At 63.8% G+C, this 15911-nt stretch carries 13 protein-coding genes and 1 pseudogene; 4 read left to right on the top strand and 10 right to left on the bottom strand.

The window, feature by feature from the left end; all coding sequences use genetic code 11:
* Window positions 1–2: 2 nt before the first annotated feature.
* Genes E5CHR_RS05270 through E5CHR_RS05245 form a run of 6 tightly spaced genes read right to left on the bottom strand, consistent with a single transcriptional unit; the run spans window position 3 to window position 7321 of the window.
* Window positions 3–713 carry an ABC transporter ATP-binding protein gene (locus E5CHR_RS05270; RefSeq protein ID WP_162578708.1) on the bottom strand — a complete coding sequence of 237 codons (711 nt, stop codon included), beginning with the start codon at window positions 711–713 and terminating at the stop codon, window positions 3–5.
* Window positions 714–723: 10 nt separating this feature from the next.
* Window positions 724–2514, bottom strand: coding sequence for a branched-chain amino acid ABC transporter ATP-binding protein/permease (locus E5CHR_RS05265; protein WP_162578707.1), 1791 nt, complete (start codon window positions 2512–2514; stop codon window positions 724–726).
* Window positions 2511–3434 (bottom strand): branched-chain amino acid ABC transporter permease, encoded by a 924-nt coding sequence (locus E5CHR_RS05260; protein ID WP_162578706.1) that lies wholly within the window; start codon window positions 3432–3434, stop codon window positions 2511–2513. Before E5CHR_RS05260 ends, E5CHR_RS05265 begins: the two co-directional genes overlap by 4 nt.
* A gap of 59 nt (window positions 3435–3493) precedes the next feature.
* Window positions 3494–4780: an ABC transporter substrate-binding protein gene (locus E5CHR_RS05255; protein WP_232061962.1), complete on the bottom strand. Its 1287-nt coding sequence runs from the start codon at window positions 4778–4780 to the stop codon at window positions 3494–3496.
* Window positions 4758–5534 (bottom strand): SDR family NAD(P)-dependent oxidoreductase, encoded by a 777-nt coding sequence (locus E5CHR_RS05250; protein WP_232061961.1) that lies wholly within the window; start codon window positions 5532–5534, stop codon window positions 4758–4760. Before E5CHR_RS05250 ends, E5CHR_RS05255 begins: the two co-directional genes overlap by 23 nt.
* Window positions 5535–5563: 29 nt before the next feature.
* The gene (locus tag E5CHR_RS05245) at window positions 5564–7321 is read right to left on the bottom strand and encodes an FAD-dependent oxidoreductase (protein WP_162578705.1); all 1758 of its coding nucleotides are present in this window, start codon (window positions 7319–7321) and stop codon (window positions 5564–5566) included.
* 136 nt (window positions 7322–7457) lie between these two features.
* Between E5CHR_RS05245 and E5CHR_RS05240 the strand changes: the two genes are divergently transcribed.
* A complete protein-coding gene (locus E5CHR_RS05240) occupies window positions 7458–8279 on the top strand; it encodes an IclR family transcriptional regulator (protein ID WP_162578704.1) in 822 nt (273 codons plus the stop codon).
* Between the two features lie 213 nt (window positions 8280–8492).
* On the opposite strand, the pseudogene E5CHR_RS05235 reads toward E5CHR_RS05240, so the two are convergent.
* Together E5CHR_RS05235 and glmS are read right to left on the bottom strand one after the other, a co-directional pair.
* Window positions 8493–8732, bottom strand: a pseudogene (locus tag E5CHR_RS05235) (FAD-dependent oxidoreductase); the annotation flags it as partial.
* A 51-nt stretch (window positions 8733–8783) separates the two neighbouring features.
* The gene (gene glmS, locus E5CHR_RS05230; RefSeq protein WP_162578703.1) at window positions 8784–10664 is read right to left on the bottom strand and encodes a glutamine--fructose-6-phosphate transaminase (isomerizing); all 1881 of its coding nucleotides are present in this window, start codon (window positions 10662–10664) and stop codon (window positions 8784–8786) included.
* A 135-nt stretch (window positions 10665–10799) separates the two neighbouring features.
* Between glmS and E5CHR_RS05225 the strand changes: the two genes are divergently transcribed.
* Window positions 10800–11315 (top strand): Lrp/AsnC family transcriptional regulator, encoded by a 516-nt coding sequence (locus tag E5CHR_RS05225; RefSeq protein ID WP_162578702.1) that lies wholly within the window; start codon window positions 10800–10802, stop codon window positions 11313–11315.
* Here E5CHR_RS05225 and glmU read toward each other — a convergent pair.
* Entirely contained in the window at window positions 11266–12702 is a 1437-nt protein-coding gene (gene glmU, locus E5CHR_RS05220) for a bifunctional UDP-N-acetylglucosamine diphosphorylase/glucosamine-1-phosphate N-acetyltransferase GlmU (protein ID WP_162578701.1), read from the bottom strand. The genes E5CHR_RS05225 and glmU overlap by 50 nt on opposite strands.
* Here glmU and E5CHR_RS05215 point away from each other — a divergent pair.
* Window positions 12701–13585, top strand: coding sequence for a DUF6279 family lipoprotein (locus E5CHR_RS05215; protein ID WP_232062266.1), 885 nt, complete (start codon window positions 12701–12703; stop codon window positions 13583–13585). The two genes, glmU and E5CHR_RS05215, sit on opposite strands and share 2 nt — an antisense overlap.
* 65 nt (window positions 13586–13650) lie before the next feature.
* Entirely contained in the window at window positions 13651–14583 is a 933-nt protein-coding gene (locus E5CHR_RS05210; protein ID WP_162578700.1) for a hypothetical protein, read from the top strand.
* Here E5CHR_RS05210 and E5CHR_RS05205 read toward each other — a convergent pair.
* Window positions 14568–15857 carry a hypothetical protein gene (locus E5CHR_RS05205; RefSeq protein WP_162578699.1) on the bottom strand — a complete coding sequence of 430 codons (1290 nt, stop codon included), beginning with the start codon at window positions 15855–15857 and terminating at the stop codon, window positions 14568–14570. The two genes, E5CHR_RS05210 and E5CHR_RS05205, sit on opposite strands and share 16 nt — an antisense overlap.
* Between the last annotated feature and the right edge of the window lie 54 nt (window positions 15858–15911).

Here is a 15911-nt window from a genome sequence, read left to right as displayed (position 1 = left end):
GGTCAATGGGCACCGAGGTACGCTGCCTTGACCTTCGGGTCGTTGAGTAGCTCTTTTCCAGAGCCTTCGAGGGTGATAAACCCTGTCTCCAGTACGTACGCCCTGTCGGCGACGCCCAGCGCTTGCTTGGCCATTTGTTCCACAAGCAGGATGGTCAAGCCCGAATGGCGCAACTGGCGGATGGCTTCAAAAATGTCTTTGATGATGAGAGGAGCAAGGCCGAGCGAGGGCTCGTCAAGCAGGAGCAGTCGCGGTTCGCTCATCAGGGCACGGGCGATTGCAAGCATCTGCTGCTCACCGCCGGAGAGCGTTCCGGACAGCTGGTTCTGGCGCTCGCGAAGCCGCGGAAAGCGCTTGAACTCTCGCTCGATGGCCTCCTCCGTGGCGCGAGGGTCGCTTCTGCGCGAGTAAGCACCCAGCATGAGGTTCTCGCGCACCGTCTGGTCCGCGAATACGCCGCGACCTTCCGGGGACATGGCGACCCCCAGCCCGACACGCTTGTGGGACGGGACGTAGGTGCAGTCCTTGCCGTTGATATGAATCTTGCCGGCCTTGACAGGCTCCAGCCCGACGATGCTCTTAAGCAGGGTGCTCTTCCCGGCGCCGTTGGCACCGATGATGGTGACCACTTCGCCCTTGCGCACTTCGAGGCTGACGCCCTTCACGGCCTCAATGGCACCGTAGGACACCTTGACTGAATCGAGTTTCAACATGGTCTAGTCCTCAAGCTGCGACCAGGGCCTCGGCGGGCTCGGTCTCTTCGTCAACGCCTAGGTAGGCCTCGACAACGCGCGGGTTGCCTTGCACGTCAGCGGGCTTGCCCTCCGCAATCTTGATGCCGTAGTCCAGCACGATGACGTGGTCGGAGACGGACATAACCAGGTCCATGTGGTGCTCGACCATCAGGATGCTCACCCCACACTTGCCGATTCGCAGCAGGAGCTGACCGAGCTCGGCAGTCTCTTGCGGATTGAGGCCCGCGGCTGGTTCGTCAAGGAGCAGGAGTTGCGGTTCCGTGGCCAGTGCGCGTGCCAACTCGGCGCGCCGCTGCAGTCCATAAGGAAGGCTGCCGGCCGGCTGATGAGCCAGGTGCGCCAGGTCCACGAGTTCAAGCAGTTGCAGCGCGCGGTGGCGAGTGATGCCTTCCTGCTTCGTCGCGTCCGGCAGCGCGGTCAGCGATGCGAAGAAGCCGTTGCTCATGCGCGTATGGCGCCCGAGCATGACGTTGTCCATGACGGAGAGATCCGAGAAGAGTCGCAGGTTCTGGAACGTGCGGCCCATTCCCATCCGGCAAATCTCGTGGGCCGGCGTGGCGGATATCTCCTCGCCCAGGAACTTGATGGAGCCAGAAGTCGGCTTCACCACGCCGGTCAGCATGTTGATCATCGTGCTCTTGCCAGCGCCGTTCGGTCCAATCAGTGCATGGATGTGACCACGCTTCAGACGGAATGACACGTTCTGGGCCGGCTTGACGCCCCCGTAGGTCTTGGTGACGCCTTCGACCTCCAGCAGGTCACCGCTGGCGTCAGGGCCGATGCGCGTGGTCTTGGGTTGCGTCGTCGCCTTCACTGGTTCGACCTTGTCCTTGCGCTTGAAGAGCGAGTTCAGCACACCGGTCACGCCGCCGGGCATCACATACAGCGCAAACAGAAGCAGGAAGCCGTACAGGAAGTGCTGCGCCGAAGGCCAGCGCGCCAGGGCCGCGTCAATGGTGGTCAGGATGACCGTGCCAACCAGCGGCCCGTACATCGAGCCCGAACCACCGAAGAGGACCAGCAGCAGGATGAAGATGGACAGATGGAAGGTGATGAAGTCCGAGTTGATGTATTGGTTCTGCTGTGCGACGAGCGCGCCCGCGATTCCACATGTCACGGCGGCCACCACGAAGGCAATGACCTTGGCGCGGTAGACACGCACTCCCACCGAGGAGGAAGCGATTTCGTCCGCCTGCAACGAAAGCAGCGCGCGCCCGAATCGACCATGAAGGAGGTTGCGCAGCAACAGATGGGTCAGCGCGCAGAGCACCACGCCAAACCACACCCACTGCAGCGAGCTCAGGGGCTGACCATTCCAGGTGATGGGCCGAATGCCATAGATGCCTTGCGCACCGCCGAACACTTCGGTCCATTCGCCCACGAGCTTCTCGACCACGATGCCGAACGCGAGCGTCACCATGGCCAGGTACGGACCTTTGACGCGCAAAGAAGGCAGTGCAATCAGGACGCCGCAGATGCCGGAGATCACGGCAGCTGCCAGCAGGGCAAGCCAAGGGCTCATGTCAGTCTTGGTCGTCAGGAGTGCCACCGCGTACGCACCTGCCGCGAACAGGCCGGCTTGACCCAGGGACTTCTGGCCTGCGAAGCCGACCAGGACGTTCATGCCGGCAGCGCAGAGGTAGTAGACGCACATCATGAAGATGATGCGCAGGTAGTAGTCGTTGCCAAACAGAGACGTGGCACCGATGACGGCCGCAGCGGCTAGCGCTACGCCGATGAAGTGTTGACCGCGCTTCATACCTTTTCCACCATGGGCTTGCCGAAGAGGCCGGTCGGCCGGAAGGCCAGGACCAGGATGACGAGTGCGAACACTGCGACTTCACGCCATTGCGCCGACCACAGATTCACCAGGGATTCGAGGACCCCAAGTGCGAAGCCGCCGATAACGCAGCCACGCGGATTGCTCAGCCCACCAATCATTGCTCCGGAGAAGCCCTTCAGGCCCACCGTGAGTCCCATGAAGAGAGATGCTTGGGCAATGGGGGCGAGAAGGAAGCCAGAGAGGCCAGCGAGTGCGGAGCTCACGATGAACGCACCAATCATGATTGCGTTCGTGTTGATGCCCATCAGGCTGGCGACATTGCCATTGGCCGCTACTGCGCGCATGGCTTTGCCGACCATCGTGCGATTCATGACCCAGTCGAACAGGACCATGATGACGACCGCCACAAAGAGTGTCAGCAGTTCTTGAGGCCGAACGCCGACGCCCATGATGCGGATGACCTCGTCACCCACCGGGCCTGGCACCACCACCGGCTTGGGGCCCCAGATGGCCAAGCCAATACTCTGCAAGATGACGCCGAAGCCCAGCGTGCTCATGACCCAGGCCATGCCAGGACGGCCCGCAAACGGACGAACGCCCACGAGATAGAGGACCCATCCAAGCAGCCCCATGATGCCCAGTGCTGCGGCGAGGGCCAGCAACTGCGCGCCAGAGCCAGGAAGAGCAGAGCCAAAAGTCGTCGAGCTGACCGGAAGACCGAGAACCAGGAAGAGAGCGCTCATACCAATGAATGCGCCCGCCGACACGAACTCTCCGTGCGAGAAGTTCAGGGTCTTGGTCGTCGTGAAAGTAATGCTGAAACCCAGTGCCACCAACGCGTAGGCTCCGCCCACGGCCAAGCCGCTGAGAATCGCTTGTAAGAGCGCCTCTACCATGATTGCCTCCGAGAAGAATGCCGGAGCCGCGGGACGCGGCTCCGCTTACGCCTGGTGCGTTATTGCTTGAAGTCGACGGTTGCCAGCGAACTGACAATGGGGTCCTTGTAAGGCAGCAGCTTGCCGTCGTTCCAACGAATCCAGACGAGGTCTTGAGCCGTCAGAGCTTCGTGCTTGGTCTTGCTGAATGGCTTGTCGTAGGTCTTCAGAAGGCCTTGAACGGGGGTCTTGAGGTCTTCGAGGGCCAGGCGTACAGCGTTGCCATCAAACGTGTTGGCCTGCTTGACCGCAGCTGCGTACAGCATGACGGAGTCATAGCCATGCAATGCGAATGAGAACGAACCGGGAGCCTTCAGCTTGGAGCCGACGCGGTCATACAGCTTTTGCTGAACAGGGGTTTTCGATTCGCTCACGGTGCGCATGAAGATGGGCTTTTCCGCCAGCGTCTTGCCTGCAGCGTCATAGAAGGTGATGTTGTCCGCGGCCCACGAGCTCAGCACCAAAGGGAAGTAGTTGATCTTCTCCATGGAGCGCACCAACTGTGCGATGGGGGTGCCCTGGGCCCAGACGACGACGGTGTCGACGTTTGCGGCCTTCATCTTGCTCAATTGGGAAGTCATATCCGTATCGCCGACGCCGAACTTTTCGATCGCTGCAATCTTGATATCCTGCAGCTTGGCGATTTCCTCGATGTCCTTCAGGCCGCCCTGGCCGTAGCCCGTGGTTTCGACCATTGCGCCAACCACTTTCGACTTCTCGGCGTTCTTCTTGACGTAGGCCATCAGCGCCGCGATTTGTTCCCGGTCAACCATCGAGACTCGGAACATGAAGTTGTCGGCGCCAGGGCTCATGGGCTTGGTGATGTCGGTGCCCGAGCTGACGTTGCCGATGACCGGAACCTTTTTCTGATTGGCGATGTGCTTCCAGGCCATCGCATTGCCCGAGTTCGTCGGACCGAAGACGGCCGCGACCTTCTCGCTGTCAATGAGTTCGCTCATGTTCTGAATCGACTTCGGCGGCGCCGACGTGTCATCACGAGTCACGAGTTCCAGCTTCTTGCCCAAAAGGCCGCCGCCGGCGTTGATGTCGGCAATCGCAGCCTCCATGCCCAGGACCGCAGCCTGCCCGCTCTGCGCGGAAGGCGAAGCCGACAGATCACCGTTGTAGCCCACCTTGACTTGCGCGCTCGCGGCCGCTGCCGCCACCAGACCGGCGGCCAGGATGGCGCGCTTGAAGAACGAAGGAATACTCATTGCTGTCTCCAGTTGAGATGTTGTTGAACTCTTTGAGTTCGGGTTGCGGACCAGGGAAAACGTGTTCTTATTAGGAAGCCAGATAGCCGCCATCGATGGGGAGCGTGACGCCCGTGACGTAGGTGGCCATGCCCGATGCCAGGAAGACGACGGGACCAACGAGTTCTTCCGGTTGGCCAACGCGTGCCATCGGCGTGCGCAGCATGAACTTGTCCAGGCGCTCTGGTGCCTCGCGGGTATAGGACGTCATCGGCGTTTCGATGACGCCAGGTGCGATGGCGTTGACGCGGATGCCGTCCTTGGCGAGTTCGACGGCGAGGGCCTGCGTCAGCATCTTCACAGCGCCCTTGGACGGCGAGTAGCCGACAACATTGGGAATGCCGGTGGTCGATGCGATGGAGCCCACGTTGATGATGACGCCCTTGGTTTCCCGGAGCGCGCTCAGCCAGGAGTGCGTCGGGTGGAAGGTGCCCATCACGTTGACGTCAAGCGTCTTTTGCAAGTTGGACGTCACCTTGGCGCTGTCCAGATCTTCGCGGATGATGATGCCGGCGTTGTTGACCAGGATGTCGATGTTGCCGACTTCGCTAGCCGTGGTGAGCGCCAAAGCATCACATTCCTCGCGTGACGTCACGTCGAGCTTGTACGCATATGCCTTGCCGCCCGCCTCGTTGATTTCAGCAGCTGCCGCCTTCGCATTGGCTTCGTTAAGGTCGGTGACGATTACCTTCGCACCGGCCTTGGCCAGGCCCTTCGCAATGGCCTTGCCATTTCCTTGGCCTGCACCGGTAACGAGTGCCAGACGACCGCTGAGAACCTGCGGCGCCATCAGTTCAGTGATTTCCATTTGCCTTTCCTTGCTTGCAGATGCCGGAATCAAGCGGCGTGGGCGCGCTCGCGCTCCCGAAATTGCTGGTCGACGGTGAAAGTCGAGAGGTCGGGCTGCTTGGCAAGGGTCTGGCCCACGACGTAGCCGAAGGTCAGGGCCGGGCCCAAGGTGATGCCCGCACCCGGGTAGTTGCCACCCATGATGCTGGCCGCGTCATTGCCGACGGCGTAGAGGCCCGCGATAGGTCGACGGCCCTTCGTCAGCACTTGGCAGTGCTCGTTGGTGGCGAGACCGGCAAAAGTCCCGATTTCACCGACAACGACCTTGATTGCGTAGAAGGGGCCCGTCTCGATAGGCGCCATACAAGGGTTCGGCTTGACCAGAGAGTCGCCTTGGAAGCGGTTGTAGGCGGTACTTCCCTTGTCGAACTTGGTGTCCTTGCCCGCTTTGGCATCGCGGTTGAACTGCAGGACTTCCTCCTGGAGGGCGGCGTACGGCACGCCAATGGTCTCGGCCAGTTCCTGCAGGGTCTTTCCGGTCTTGAGGTAACCGCTTCGCAGGTGCTTGCCAATCGGAAGCGGGAACGGTGCAACTGCGCCCATGCCGTACTCGCGCAGGTGCTTGTGGTCGCAGATTTCCCAGCAGGACACATCGGGGAGACCTGTGGACGCCTTGACCAGGTCTTGAATGAAGTCGTGGTACGAGAGCGCTTCGTTGGTGAAGCGGCGGCCGCGAGCGGTGACTGCAATGACGCCGGGCTTGGCTCGGTCGATGAAGTGCGGCATGACGCCTTGCGAACCGTCCTTGCGCTTGGTGACGGACGTCGGGCACCAGGCGGCGGCGTTCGGAATGGTGGGGTCGACCCAGCCACCAACGGACTCGCCAAGGCGCAGACCATCACCGGTGTTCAAGGCCGGCGACGGCGTGAAGTGCTCGTGGCCGGTCGGCGCGTGCGGGAACAATTGCTTGCGTCGCTCGATGTCATAGGGGAAGCCGCCGCAGGCCAGGACGACGCCCTTACGCACGCGAATTTCTTGAGGCGTGCCGTCGCGCACCACGTTCGCGCCGACGACGACGTCGTTTTCAACGATGAGGCTCTTGACTGGAGCGTTCAGCCAGACCGAGACATTGAGGTCCATGCCCGCCTTTGCCAGGCGGCCCGCAAGCGCGTTGCCGTTGGTCAAGGTCATGCCGCGACCGTGACGCACCACGTCCAGCAGATGGAAGCCGAAGCGCTTCGTGACGTACCAGAAGGACTCCAGGGACTTGAATGCGCGGAGGAAGTGCCACAGCTCCTTGCCCGAGCCCAGCATCATCCCGAACACCGTCAGTTCGGGAACGGGTGGTGCCAGCTTCTTCACGTGGTCGCCGAGCTCTCGTGCGTCGAACGGAGCCGTGACCATGGAGCGGCCGCCAGGCTGGCCGCCAGGCGCTTCGGCGTGGTAGTCGGGAAACACCGGCGGCATTTCGAACTGCACACAGGTCTCCTCGGTGAAGAAGTCGATGGCCTTGGGGCCGTTTTCCAGGAAGACGTCGACACGCGCGGGGTCGAAGTGCGTGGTCGCCTCGTGCTCCAGGTACTTGCGCGCTGCGCCGGCAGGCTCATTGATGCCCTGCGCCTTGGCCAACTTGGTGTTGGGAATCCACAGCCAGCCGCCGGACCTCGCGGTCGTGCCGCCGTAGAGGGACGCCTTGTCGACGACCAGCACCTTGAGGCCTTCATAGGCGGCGGTGACTGCGGCCGACATCCCGGACGCGCCAGTACCAACTACCAGCACGTCGTATTCCGTTTCCTGCTTGCTCATTGACCTTCACTCCTTGGGATGAGGGACCGCATCTGCCGGCCCGATGGCGTTAGTATTGAGCTAACGCGTCTTATATATGCTAATGGTTTACCCTAAGCTAATGATGTAGTTAGAATCAAAACGTTAGGAGACGTCCATGAACGCACTCGAACCCGAAGAGGGAGATACCGGCTCTGAGAAGGAGCGGCGCGGCATTCAGTCGATAGAAGCAGGTGGTCAGTTGCTTCTCGCACTTGGCGCGCAAGGTCGACCCATGCCCCTGAGAGAGCTGGCCAAAGCCGCAGACATGGCGCCGGGCAAGGCGCACCCTTACTTGGTCAGCTTCGGCAAGTTGGGGCTGGTCACGCAAGAGGCATCGACCGGTCACTATTGGCTGGGGCCCACGGCTATGCAACTGGGCCTCGTGACGCTGAGGATGCTCAACCCAGTACGTGAGGCCACGCCCTTTGCTGAGAGCCTGGTGAGGGAGACTGGACACAGCGTTGCTCTATCCGTCTGGGGCAACCAGGGACCCACGGTCGTGTTCCTCTTCGACGCGATTTACCCGCTCCACACCAACATCCGCACCGGGACGGTCATGTCGCTTGCGGGAACTGCAACAGGTCGGCTTTTCGCGGCCTATCTGCCCGCCAAACTCATCGAAGAATCGCTTCTCGAAGACGAGCGACGCTTGGGACCGGACATCGCCACGCCCATCGACCGTGAACAACTCCAGGGCATGCTCAACGAAGTTCGCAAGCATGGCGTGTCGCGTTCCGTGAACAATCCAACGCCGGGCGTCTGCTCCTTCGCCGCGCCCGTGTTCGACTACTCTGGGAACATCGTGTTGGGAATCACGCTGATGGGCCGGTCTCGCTCGTTCGACACGAACTGGACAGGCGTGCAGGCCAAGGCAGCGAAGGAATGTGGCGTGGAGGTGTCTCGTCGCCTTGGGCACCAGTCCCTTCGACCTGCCTAGTCGCCCCCATTGAAGCCCGGCGCCCACTCTCCTGTCAGGGAATACCGATGACAGTGTTGGGGCTGAGTTGCAGCTCGTAGTGCTTCTGAAATGGAGTCGATGCGTCCCCCCTGAACGCGGAGGTCAACCCCATGACGGTGATACCAAGAACGAATACGGCGGCCAGCTTCCATGCCAGGCGAGGTGTGTGCAAGCATTTGCTTGACCGCGGAATAATGTTCTCGGCTTCTTTTCTTCGTCCGGGTCGACATCCCATCCCAGCTGAAAGTCAATGCGCCAGACACCGTCAGGCTGCATGTAGAGCAGCACGCCTTGATTGCGGTGGAATGGCGGGTCGAACCAGAACCAGCGCTCAGCCGGTTGCTCCAGTTTCATCTTCACGTCCGCGATGAGGAACCGGTCGCGAAACACGCGCCCCTTGCTCTCCTCGCCTATCAGTTGACGAACCGAAGACTCACGTTCACTTTCCGCTCCGCACGCGCACGCTGCCCCCACCCCGCGCACTCACTCCACCGTCACACTCTTCGCCAGGTTGCGCGGCTTGTCGACATCGGTCCCCCGCGCGCACGCGGTGTGATACGCCAGCAACTGCAGCGGCACCACGTGCAGCATGGGCGACAGTGCACCGTAGTGCTCGGGCATGCGGATCACGTGCAGGTCCTCGCCGCGCTCGATGTGCGTGTCGCCGTCGGCCAGGACGTAGAGCACGCCGCCGCGGGCGCGCACTTCCTGCAGGTTGCTCTTGAGCTTCTCCAGCAGCGCATCGTTGGGCGCCACGGCGACCACCGGCATCGCGCTCGTGACCAAGGCGAGCGGCCCGTGCTTGAGTTCGCCGGCAGCATAGGCCTCCGCGTGGATGTAAGTAACCTCCTTGAGCTTGAGCGCGCCCTCGAGCGCGATCGGATAGTGCAGGCCGCGGCCCAGGAAGAGCGCGTTCTCCTTGCGCGCGAAGTCCTCGGCCCAGCTGATGATCTGCGGCTCCAGCGCCAGCACGGACTGCAGCGCCACAGGCAGATGCCGCATCTCCTTCAGGTAGCGCGCTTCGTCGGCCTCGCTCAGGCGCTCCTTGGCCTGGGCCAGCGCCAGCGTGAGCAGGAACAGGCCCGCCAGCTGCGTGGTGAAGGCCTTGGTCGAAGCCACGCCGATCTCGACGCCGGCGCGCGTGATGTAGGCCAGCTTGCATTCGCGCACCATCGCGCTCGTCGCGACGTTGCAGATGGTCAGCGTCTGCTCCATGCCCAGTGAACGCGCATGCTTGAGCGCGGCCAGCGTATCGGCGGTCTCGCCCGACTGGCTGATGGTCACCACCAGGGTCCTCGGATCGGGGACGGAATCGCGGTAGCGGTACTCGCTCGCTATCTCGACCTGGGCCGGGACCTTGGCAATGCTCTCGAGCCAGTACTTGGCGGTGCAGCCGCTGTAGTAGCTGGTGCCGCAGGCCAGGATGAGCACCTTGTCGATCTCCTTGAAGACGCGCCACGCGGCAGCGCCGGGCGCGCCGTCCTGGCCCACGCCGTCGAAGAGCTCGGGCACGATGCCCTCGATGCCCTCCAGCGTGTCGGCGATGGCGCGCGGCTGCTCGAAGATCTCCTTTTGCATGTAGTGACGGTACGGGCCGAGCTCGGCGGCGCCGCTGTGGGCGAGCACGGTCCGCACCGGCCGCGTGACGGGCTTGTGAGCGCGGTCGACGATCCAGTACCGGCCGGGCTGCATGTCGACGACGTCGCCCTCTTCCAGGTAGACGATCTGGTCTGTCACCCCGGCCAGCGCCATCGCATCGCTGGCGAGGAAGTTCTCGCCTCCTTCCGTGCCGACGCCCAGGATCAGTGGAGAGCCGGCACGCGCACCGACGACGCGGTGCGGTTCGTCGCGGCAGATCGCGGCAATCGCGTAGGCGCCCCGTAGTTGCAGCACGGTGGCCTTCACCGCCTCGAACAGGTCACCGTCGTAATGGCTGTCGATCAGGTGGGCGATGACTTCGGTATCGGTCTGGCTCGCGAACACATAGCCTCTGGCTTGCAACTGGGTGCGCAGCGCCTCGTGGTTCTCGATGATGCCGTTGTGCACCAGCGCTACGCGGCCGGCGCGGCCGGCCTCGGCGTCGGCCCCGGGGCCGTGGCTGAAATGCGGATGCGCGTTGTGCACGGCGGGCGCACCGTGCGTCGCCCAGCGCGTATGGGCGATGCCAGTGCTGCCTTCGATGCGATCGTCGCGCACCTGCGCCAGCAGGTCGGCCACGCGGGAGGTGGTGCGGGCACGCGCCAGCCCGCCGGCGTGCACCGCCACGCCGCAGGAGTCGTAGCCGCGGTATTCGAGGCGCTGCAGACCCTGGACAAGGATGGGAACGATGTTGCGGCCTGAAACGGCGCCGACGATGCCACACATGGAGAACTCCGCGAATTGAACGTTATGGGATCGTAGTTAGCACTTCATGAAATATGCATTCATTTTGCGTCAAACAACGATATCAAATTTCATCCTGGTCCGGCTGTGTTAGATAATTTCAGTTTTCGGTCTAATATGAAATCTCAAGTCATTGATTCAGTAGACTGGCAACTCCTCGGCGCATTGCAAGACGATGCGTCCCAGAGCAACCAATCGCTCGCCGAGCGCTTCGGCCTTTCGACTGCGACTTGCTTGCGGAGGGTCCGCCGGTTGCGCGAGGGCGGCTGGATCGTGCGTGAGGCCGCGGTGCTCGATCCCGACCGGCTAGGTGCGTTGCTCACCGCAGTGATCGAGGTGTCGCTCGACCGACAGGATGCAGCCGCCCTGGAAGCCTTCGAGCTGCGCGTGGTGGCCGACGAAGCGGTGCAGCAGTGCTACCGCGTCTCGCCAGGCCCCGATTTCGTACTGATCGCCACGGTGCGCGACATGCCCGGCTATCAGGCGCTCGCGCAGCGCCTCTTCACCGCCGATGCCAATGTGCGCAACGTCAAGGCCTTCTTCAGCGTCAAGCGCGCGAAGTTCGATCCCCGCGTGCCGCTGCCTACGACTTCTTCGGGGCCTTCTGCGGCCGCGTCCAGTTCGCAAAGCTGACCTGCCGCCCCCGCGAGACGGTGAGCACGCCCGGCTCGGTGCTCTTGGTGATGGTCGAGCCACCCCCCACCGTACCGCCGGCGCCGATGGTGATCGGCGCCACCAGCACGCAGTTGCTGCCCACGTGGACGTCGTCGCCGATCACCGTGCGGTGCTTGTTGGCGCCGTCATAGTTGGCAGTGATGCTGCCGGCGCCGTAGTTGACGCGTGCGCCCACGCTGGCATCACCCAGATAGGCCAGGTGGTTGGCCTTGGCGCCGGCGGCGAGCGTGGAGTTCTTGACCTCGACGAAGTTGCCGATATGCACCTCGGCACCGAGCCTCGTGCCGGGCCGTAGCCGTGCGAAGGGCCCCACCCGCGAACCGCCGCCGACCGTCACACCGGCCTTCTCCCCGTCGATATGGGTAAAGGGATGAATCACGGCGCCGGTCTCGATGCGCGCATTGGCGATCACGCAGTTGGCGCCGACGCGCACGCCGGCGCCGAGCGAAACGGCACCCTCGAAGACGCAGTTGACGTCGATCTCGACGTCGGATTCGCAGGCCAGGGTGCCGCGCACGTCGATGCGCGCCGGATCGGCGAGGCGCACGCCCTGCGCCATCAGCACATCGGCTTGGCGCCGCTGGTAGGCGCGCTCGAGCGCCGCCAGCTGGGCGGGCGTATTGACGCCGGCCACCTCGAGGGGGTCGTCGATGCGGTGCGCCAGCACGGGCACGCCGTCGATGGTGGCGAAGCCCACCACGTCGGTCAGGTAGTACTCGCCCTGTGCGTTCTTGTTGTCCAGCCGCGCCAGCCAGGGCTTGAGCAATTGGGCCGGCACGGCCATCACACCGCTGTAGGTCTCGCGGATGGCGCGCTGCGCCTCGCTCGCGTCCTTCTCTTCCACGATCGCCTGCACCTCTCCCTCGCCTTCGGCGGCGGGCGCGCGCACGATGCGGCCATAGCCGGTCGGGTCTTCCACGCGGATGGTGAGCAGCGCGAGCCGGCGCCCCGCGCTCTGTGCAATCAACGCGCGCAGGGTGGCGTCGCCAATCAGGGGCACGTCGCCCGAAAGCACCACCACCGTGCCATCGTCGGGCAGGAGCGGAGCGGCCTGTTGCATCGCGTGGCCGGTGCCCAGTTGGGGCACCTGCCGAGCGAATTGCGGCAGCACGCCCGCAGCACCCTCGGCGAGCGCAGCTTCGACATCGGTGGCGCCATGGCCAGTGACCACCACCACCTTGCGCGCGCCGATGCGCGCGGCCGTGTCCACGACGTGCGCCACCAGCGCGCGCCCGCCTAAACGATGCAACACTTTGGGCAGGCTGCTTTTCATGCGCGTGCCCTTGCCCGCCGCCATGATGACGACATCGACCGGTTCCGGATTGTCCTGCGAAGTCTTGTTCATGCCACTTTCTCGAATTCGTTGGGTCTGGCTGGCGCGAATTATCGGCGTGCTCCTCGCCGCCGCCACGATCGCGGCCTGCAGCACCCTCAAGCTGGCCTACAACAACCTGCCAGAGCTGAGCTACTGGTGGCTGAACGGCTACCTGGATTTCGACGGCACGCAAACGCCCCGGGTGCGCGATGACCTGGCCGAGCTGCTTGCGTGGCATCGCCGCCACGAGCTGCCCCGGCTGGCCGAGCTGCTGCGCAGGGCGCAAGCATTGGCGCCCGAAGATGTCACCCCCGAGCAGGTCTGCGAATTTGCCGATCGCATCCGCGAGCGGCTGCTCGCGGTGGCGGTGCGGGCGGAAGGCCCCGGCGCCGATCTGGCGCTGAGCCTTGGGGAAGCGCAACTGCAGCAGCTGGAGCGCAAGTACGCAAAGAACAACGCCGAGTACCGAAAGGAGTGGCTCGATGGCGGCCCGGCGCGCTGGCAGGAGAAGCGCTACGAGCGGCTTCTCGAGCGCCATGAAGACTTCTACGGCCGTCTCGAGCCGGCGCAGCGCGAACTGCTGAAACAGCAGGTGGCGCAGTCCGTCTTCGACCCGCAAGCTGTTGACGCCGAGCGTCGCCGAAGCCAGCGGGAGGTGCTGGCGCTGCTGCGCCGCTTTCGCGCCGAGCGGACGCAGCCGGCCGAAGCGCGGGCGACCATCCACGCCTATGTGCTCCGCGTCGCAGACCCGCCGCCGGGGCCGTGGCACGATCGCCAACGCGCGCTTCACCAGGAAAGCTGTCGCAGCCTGGCCGCCCTGCACAGGAGCACCAGCGCCGGCCAGCGCGAGCAGGCGGTGCGCCGACTGCAGGTCTACGAGCGCGATCTGGCTGAATTGTTTGCCGCCCAATGAGGCGAACGTCACGCGCATGTATAGAACATTTGTTTACACTTGAGGGCAACGCTTCCTTACGCTTCATGAACATCACGCTCTGCACGCTTTTCGAGAAAAACTATCACTTCGGCGTTGCGGCGCTGGCGAACTCGCTGGTCGCCGCGGGCTACGAAGGCGAGCTGTGGGTAGGCTATCGCGGCGCCCTGCCCGGCTGGATCGTCGATGCGCCAGCCTTCGACCGCGCCAGCAACCGGCTCCAGGTCGCGCCGCAGCTGACCCTGTGCATGCTCGAACTCGACACGCCCCTGCACTTCACCTATTACAAGCCCACGTTCATCCGCGAGATGCTGGAAAAGCATGCCCCGCAGGCGGAGATCTGCGCCTACATCGACCCCGACATCGTGGTGAAGTGCGACTGGCCGTCGCTCGCGGGCTGGTTCACCGAAGACGGCATCTCCCTTGCGGAGGACGTCAACTGGTGCTTCCCGGCGCGGCATCCCAAGCGCCTGCTGTGGGGCCGATTCTTCGCACCCCATGGGGCCGTGCCGCGCCGCGGGCTGGACCGCTACTACAACGCCGGCTTCATCGCGGTTTCGCGCGCGCATTTCGAGTTCCTGGACCTGTGGCGCCGGCTGTGCGACCTGGTGGTGGACTACAACGAGGGCGCGAAGCAGCTCAAGGCGGGCGGGTCGGCGGCGCTGTTCCATTCGACGGACCAGGATGCCCTCAACTTCGCACTGACGGTGTGCGATGCGCCCTTGAACACCGCCGGCCCGGAGGCGATGGACTTCGCGCCTGGCGGCTACTACCTCTCTCATGCGATCGGCTCGGTCAAGCCGTGGCATGGCGGCTTCATCGGCCAGGCGCTGCGAGGTCGGCCTCCGTCGCTCGCGAGCAAGTGGTACTGGCGCTATGCCAATGCACCGATCCGCGTGTATTCGGACGGAGAGCTGCGCAAGAGCCAGCTCGCCTTGAAGATCGCTGCAGCAATCGGCCGGATCTACAAGCGCGCCTGAGCGTCGTCCTTGCGCCACTCCCGCCAGCGCGTCGCCAGCAGCGCGTACTGGTAGGCGAAGTTGGCGAGGCTCGTGGCAATGCCGAACCACAGCACCGAGCGCAAGTCGCTCACGCCCACCAGCCACAGGAAGAGCACCTGCGTGATCAGCGTCACGGCGATGCTGTAGGTCTGGCCCGCCGTCGCGCCGCGCACCGACAACGTACGAAAGGCAAACCCGGACGCGTTCATCACGATGGATGCCAGAAAGACCATCCACACCAGCGGCGTCATGCTCGCGTACTGCTTGCCCAGGAGCAGGATCCAATACTGCGGAAAGACCACGGAGCTCAGCAGCACGGCTGCCCCCATGGCGAAGTAAGCCACATGGGCCTGCGCCACGATGGTGCCCAGGCGCGGGCCCATGGGCGCACGCGCGATCGCGGGGAACAGCAGCACGTTGGTCACGCGATCGACCACCATCAGCACCATGGCGAGCCGGCCAAAGGCACCGACCTCGGCCAGCATGCTGGAAGTGCCGAACAGCGACACCAGGAACACGGTGATGACCCCCTGCACCTGGTAGAAAACGCCCGGCAGCACCAGGGGCTTGGCGATGCGCAGGATTTCGGCATCCACCTTTTTGGAGTCGCCGGCGTCCAGGTCCGCATCGGGCACCTGCTGCGTGCGGAAGGCCTTGCGATAGAGCAGAACGCTGACGAAGCTGGCAGCGGCGGTCGCAGCCACGATGCCGACCATCGACCACGACGTGATCGGCAAGAGCAGCACCGCGCCGACAAATGCAATACGAACGCTGTGCGAGGCGAAGGCAATGCGGTTGAGGGTGCCGATCTGGCTGAGGATGAGCAGCACCGTGCTGGCGTAGTGCTCCCTGAGCGCGAGCAGGACGACCGACACCATCAGTACCGAGCCTGCCAGGTAAGCGGCGCCGGACCAGCCGTGCTGCTGCGAGCTGTAGAACCAATAAGGCACGACCAGTGCCAGACCCAGTGCCAGCAGCAACCAGCGCTTGCGGAAGACCTGGTGGCACACGCCCACGACCCAGGGCCGCTCGTTGGCACGCTGCCCCACGATGGGCATGCAGCAGTGTGCCAACCCGAGGTCGGTCACTCCCAGGATCAGGGTCATGCAGGCCACCAGGAAGGTGTAGGCCGCATATTGGTCCTTGGGCAGCACGTTGACGATGAGCAGGCCGGCGATGCCGCCGATGGCAACGCCGAAGGTTTCGACGCTGCCGACCATGGCGATCTGGCGCAGGCGGGGCAGGAGCTTCACGGATGAGCGGGCGACGGTCAATGGAGTTGCCGGCGCAGGCCGGTCCAGGCTTCG

It is taken from the genome of Variovorax sp. PBS-H4 (assembly GCF_901827205.1).
Classification (GTDB): Bacteria; Pseudomonadota; Gammaproteobacteria; order Burkholderiales; family Burkholderiaceae_C; genus Variovorax.
This window is presented reverse-complemented; position numbering and strand designations above follow the sequence as displayed.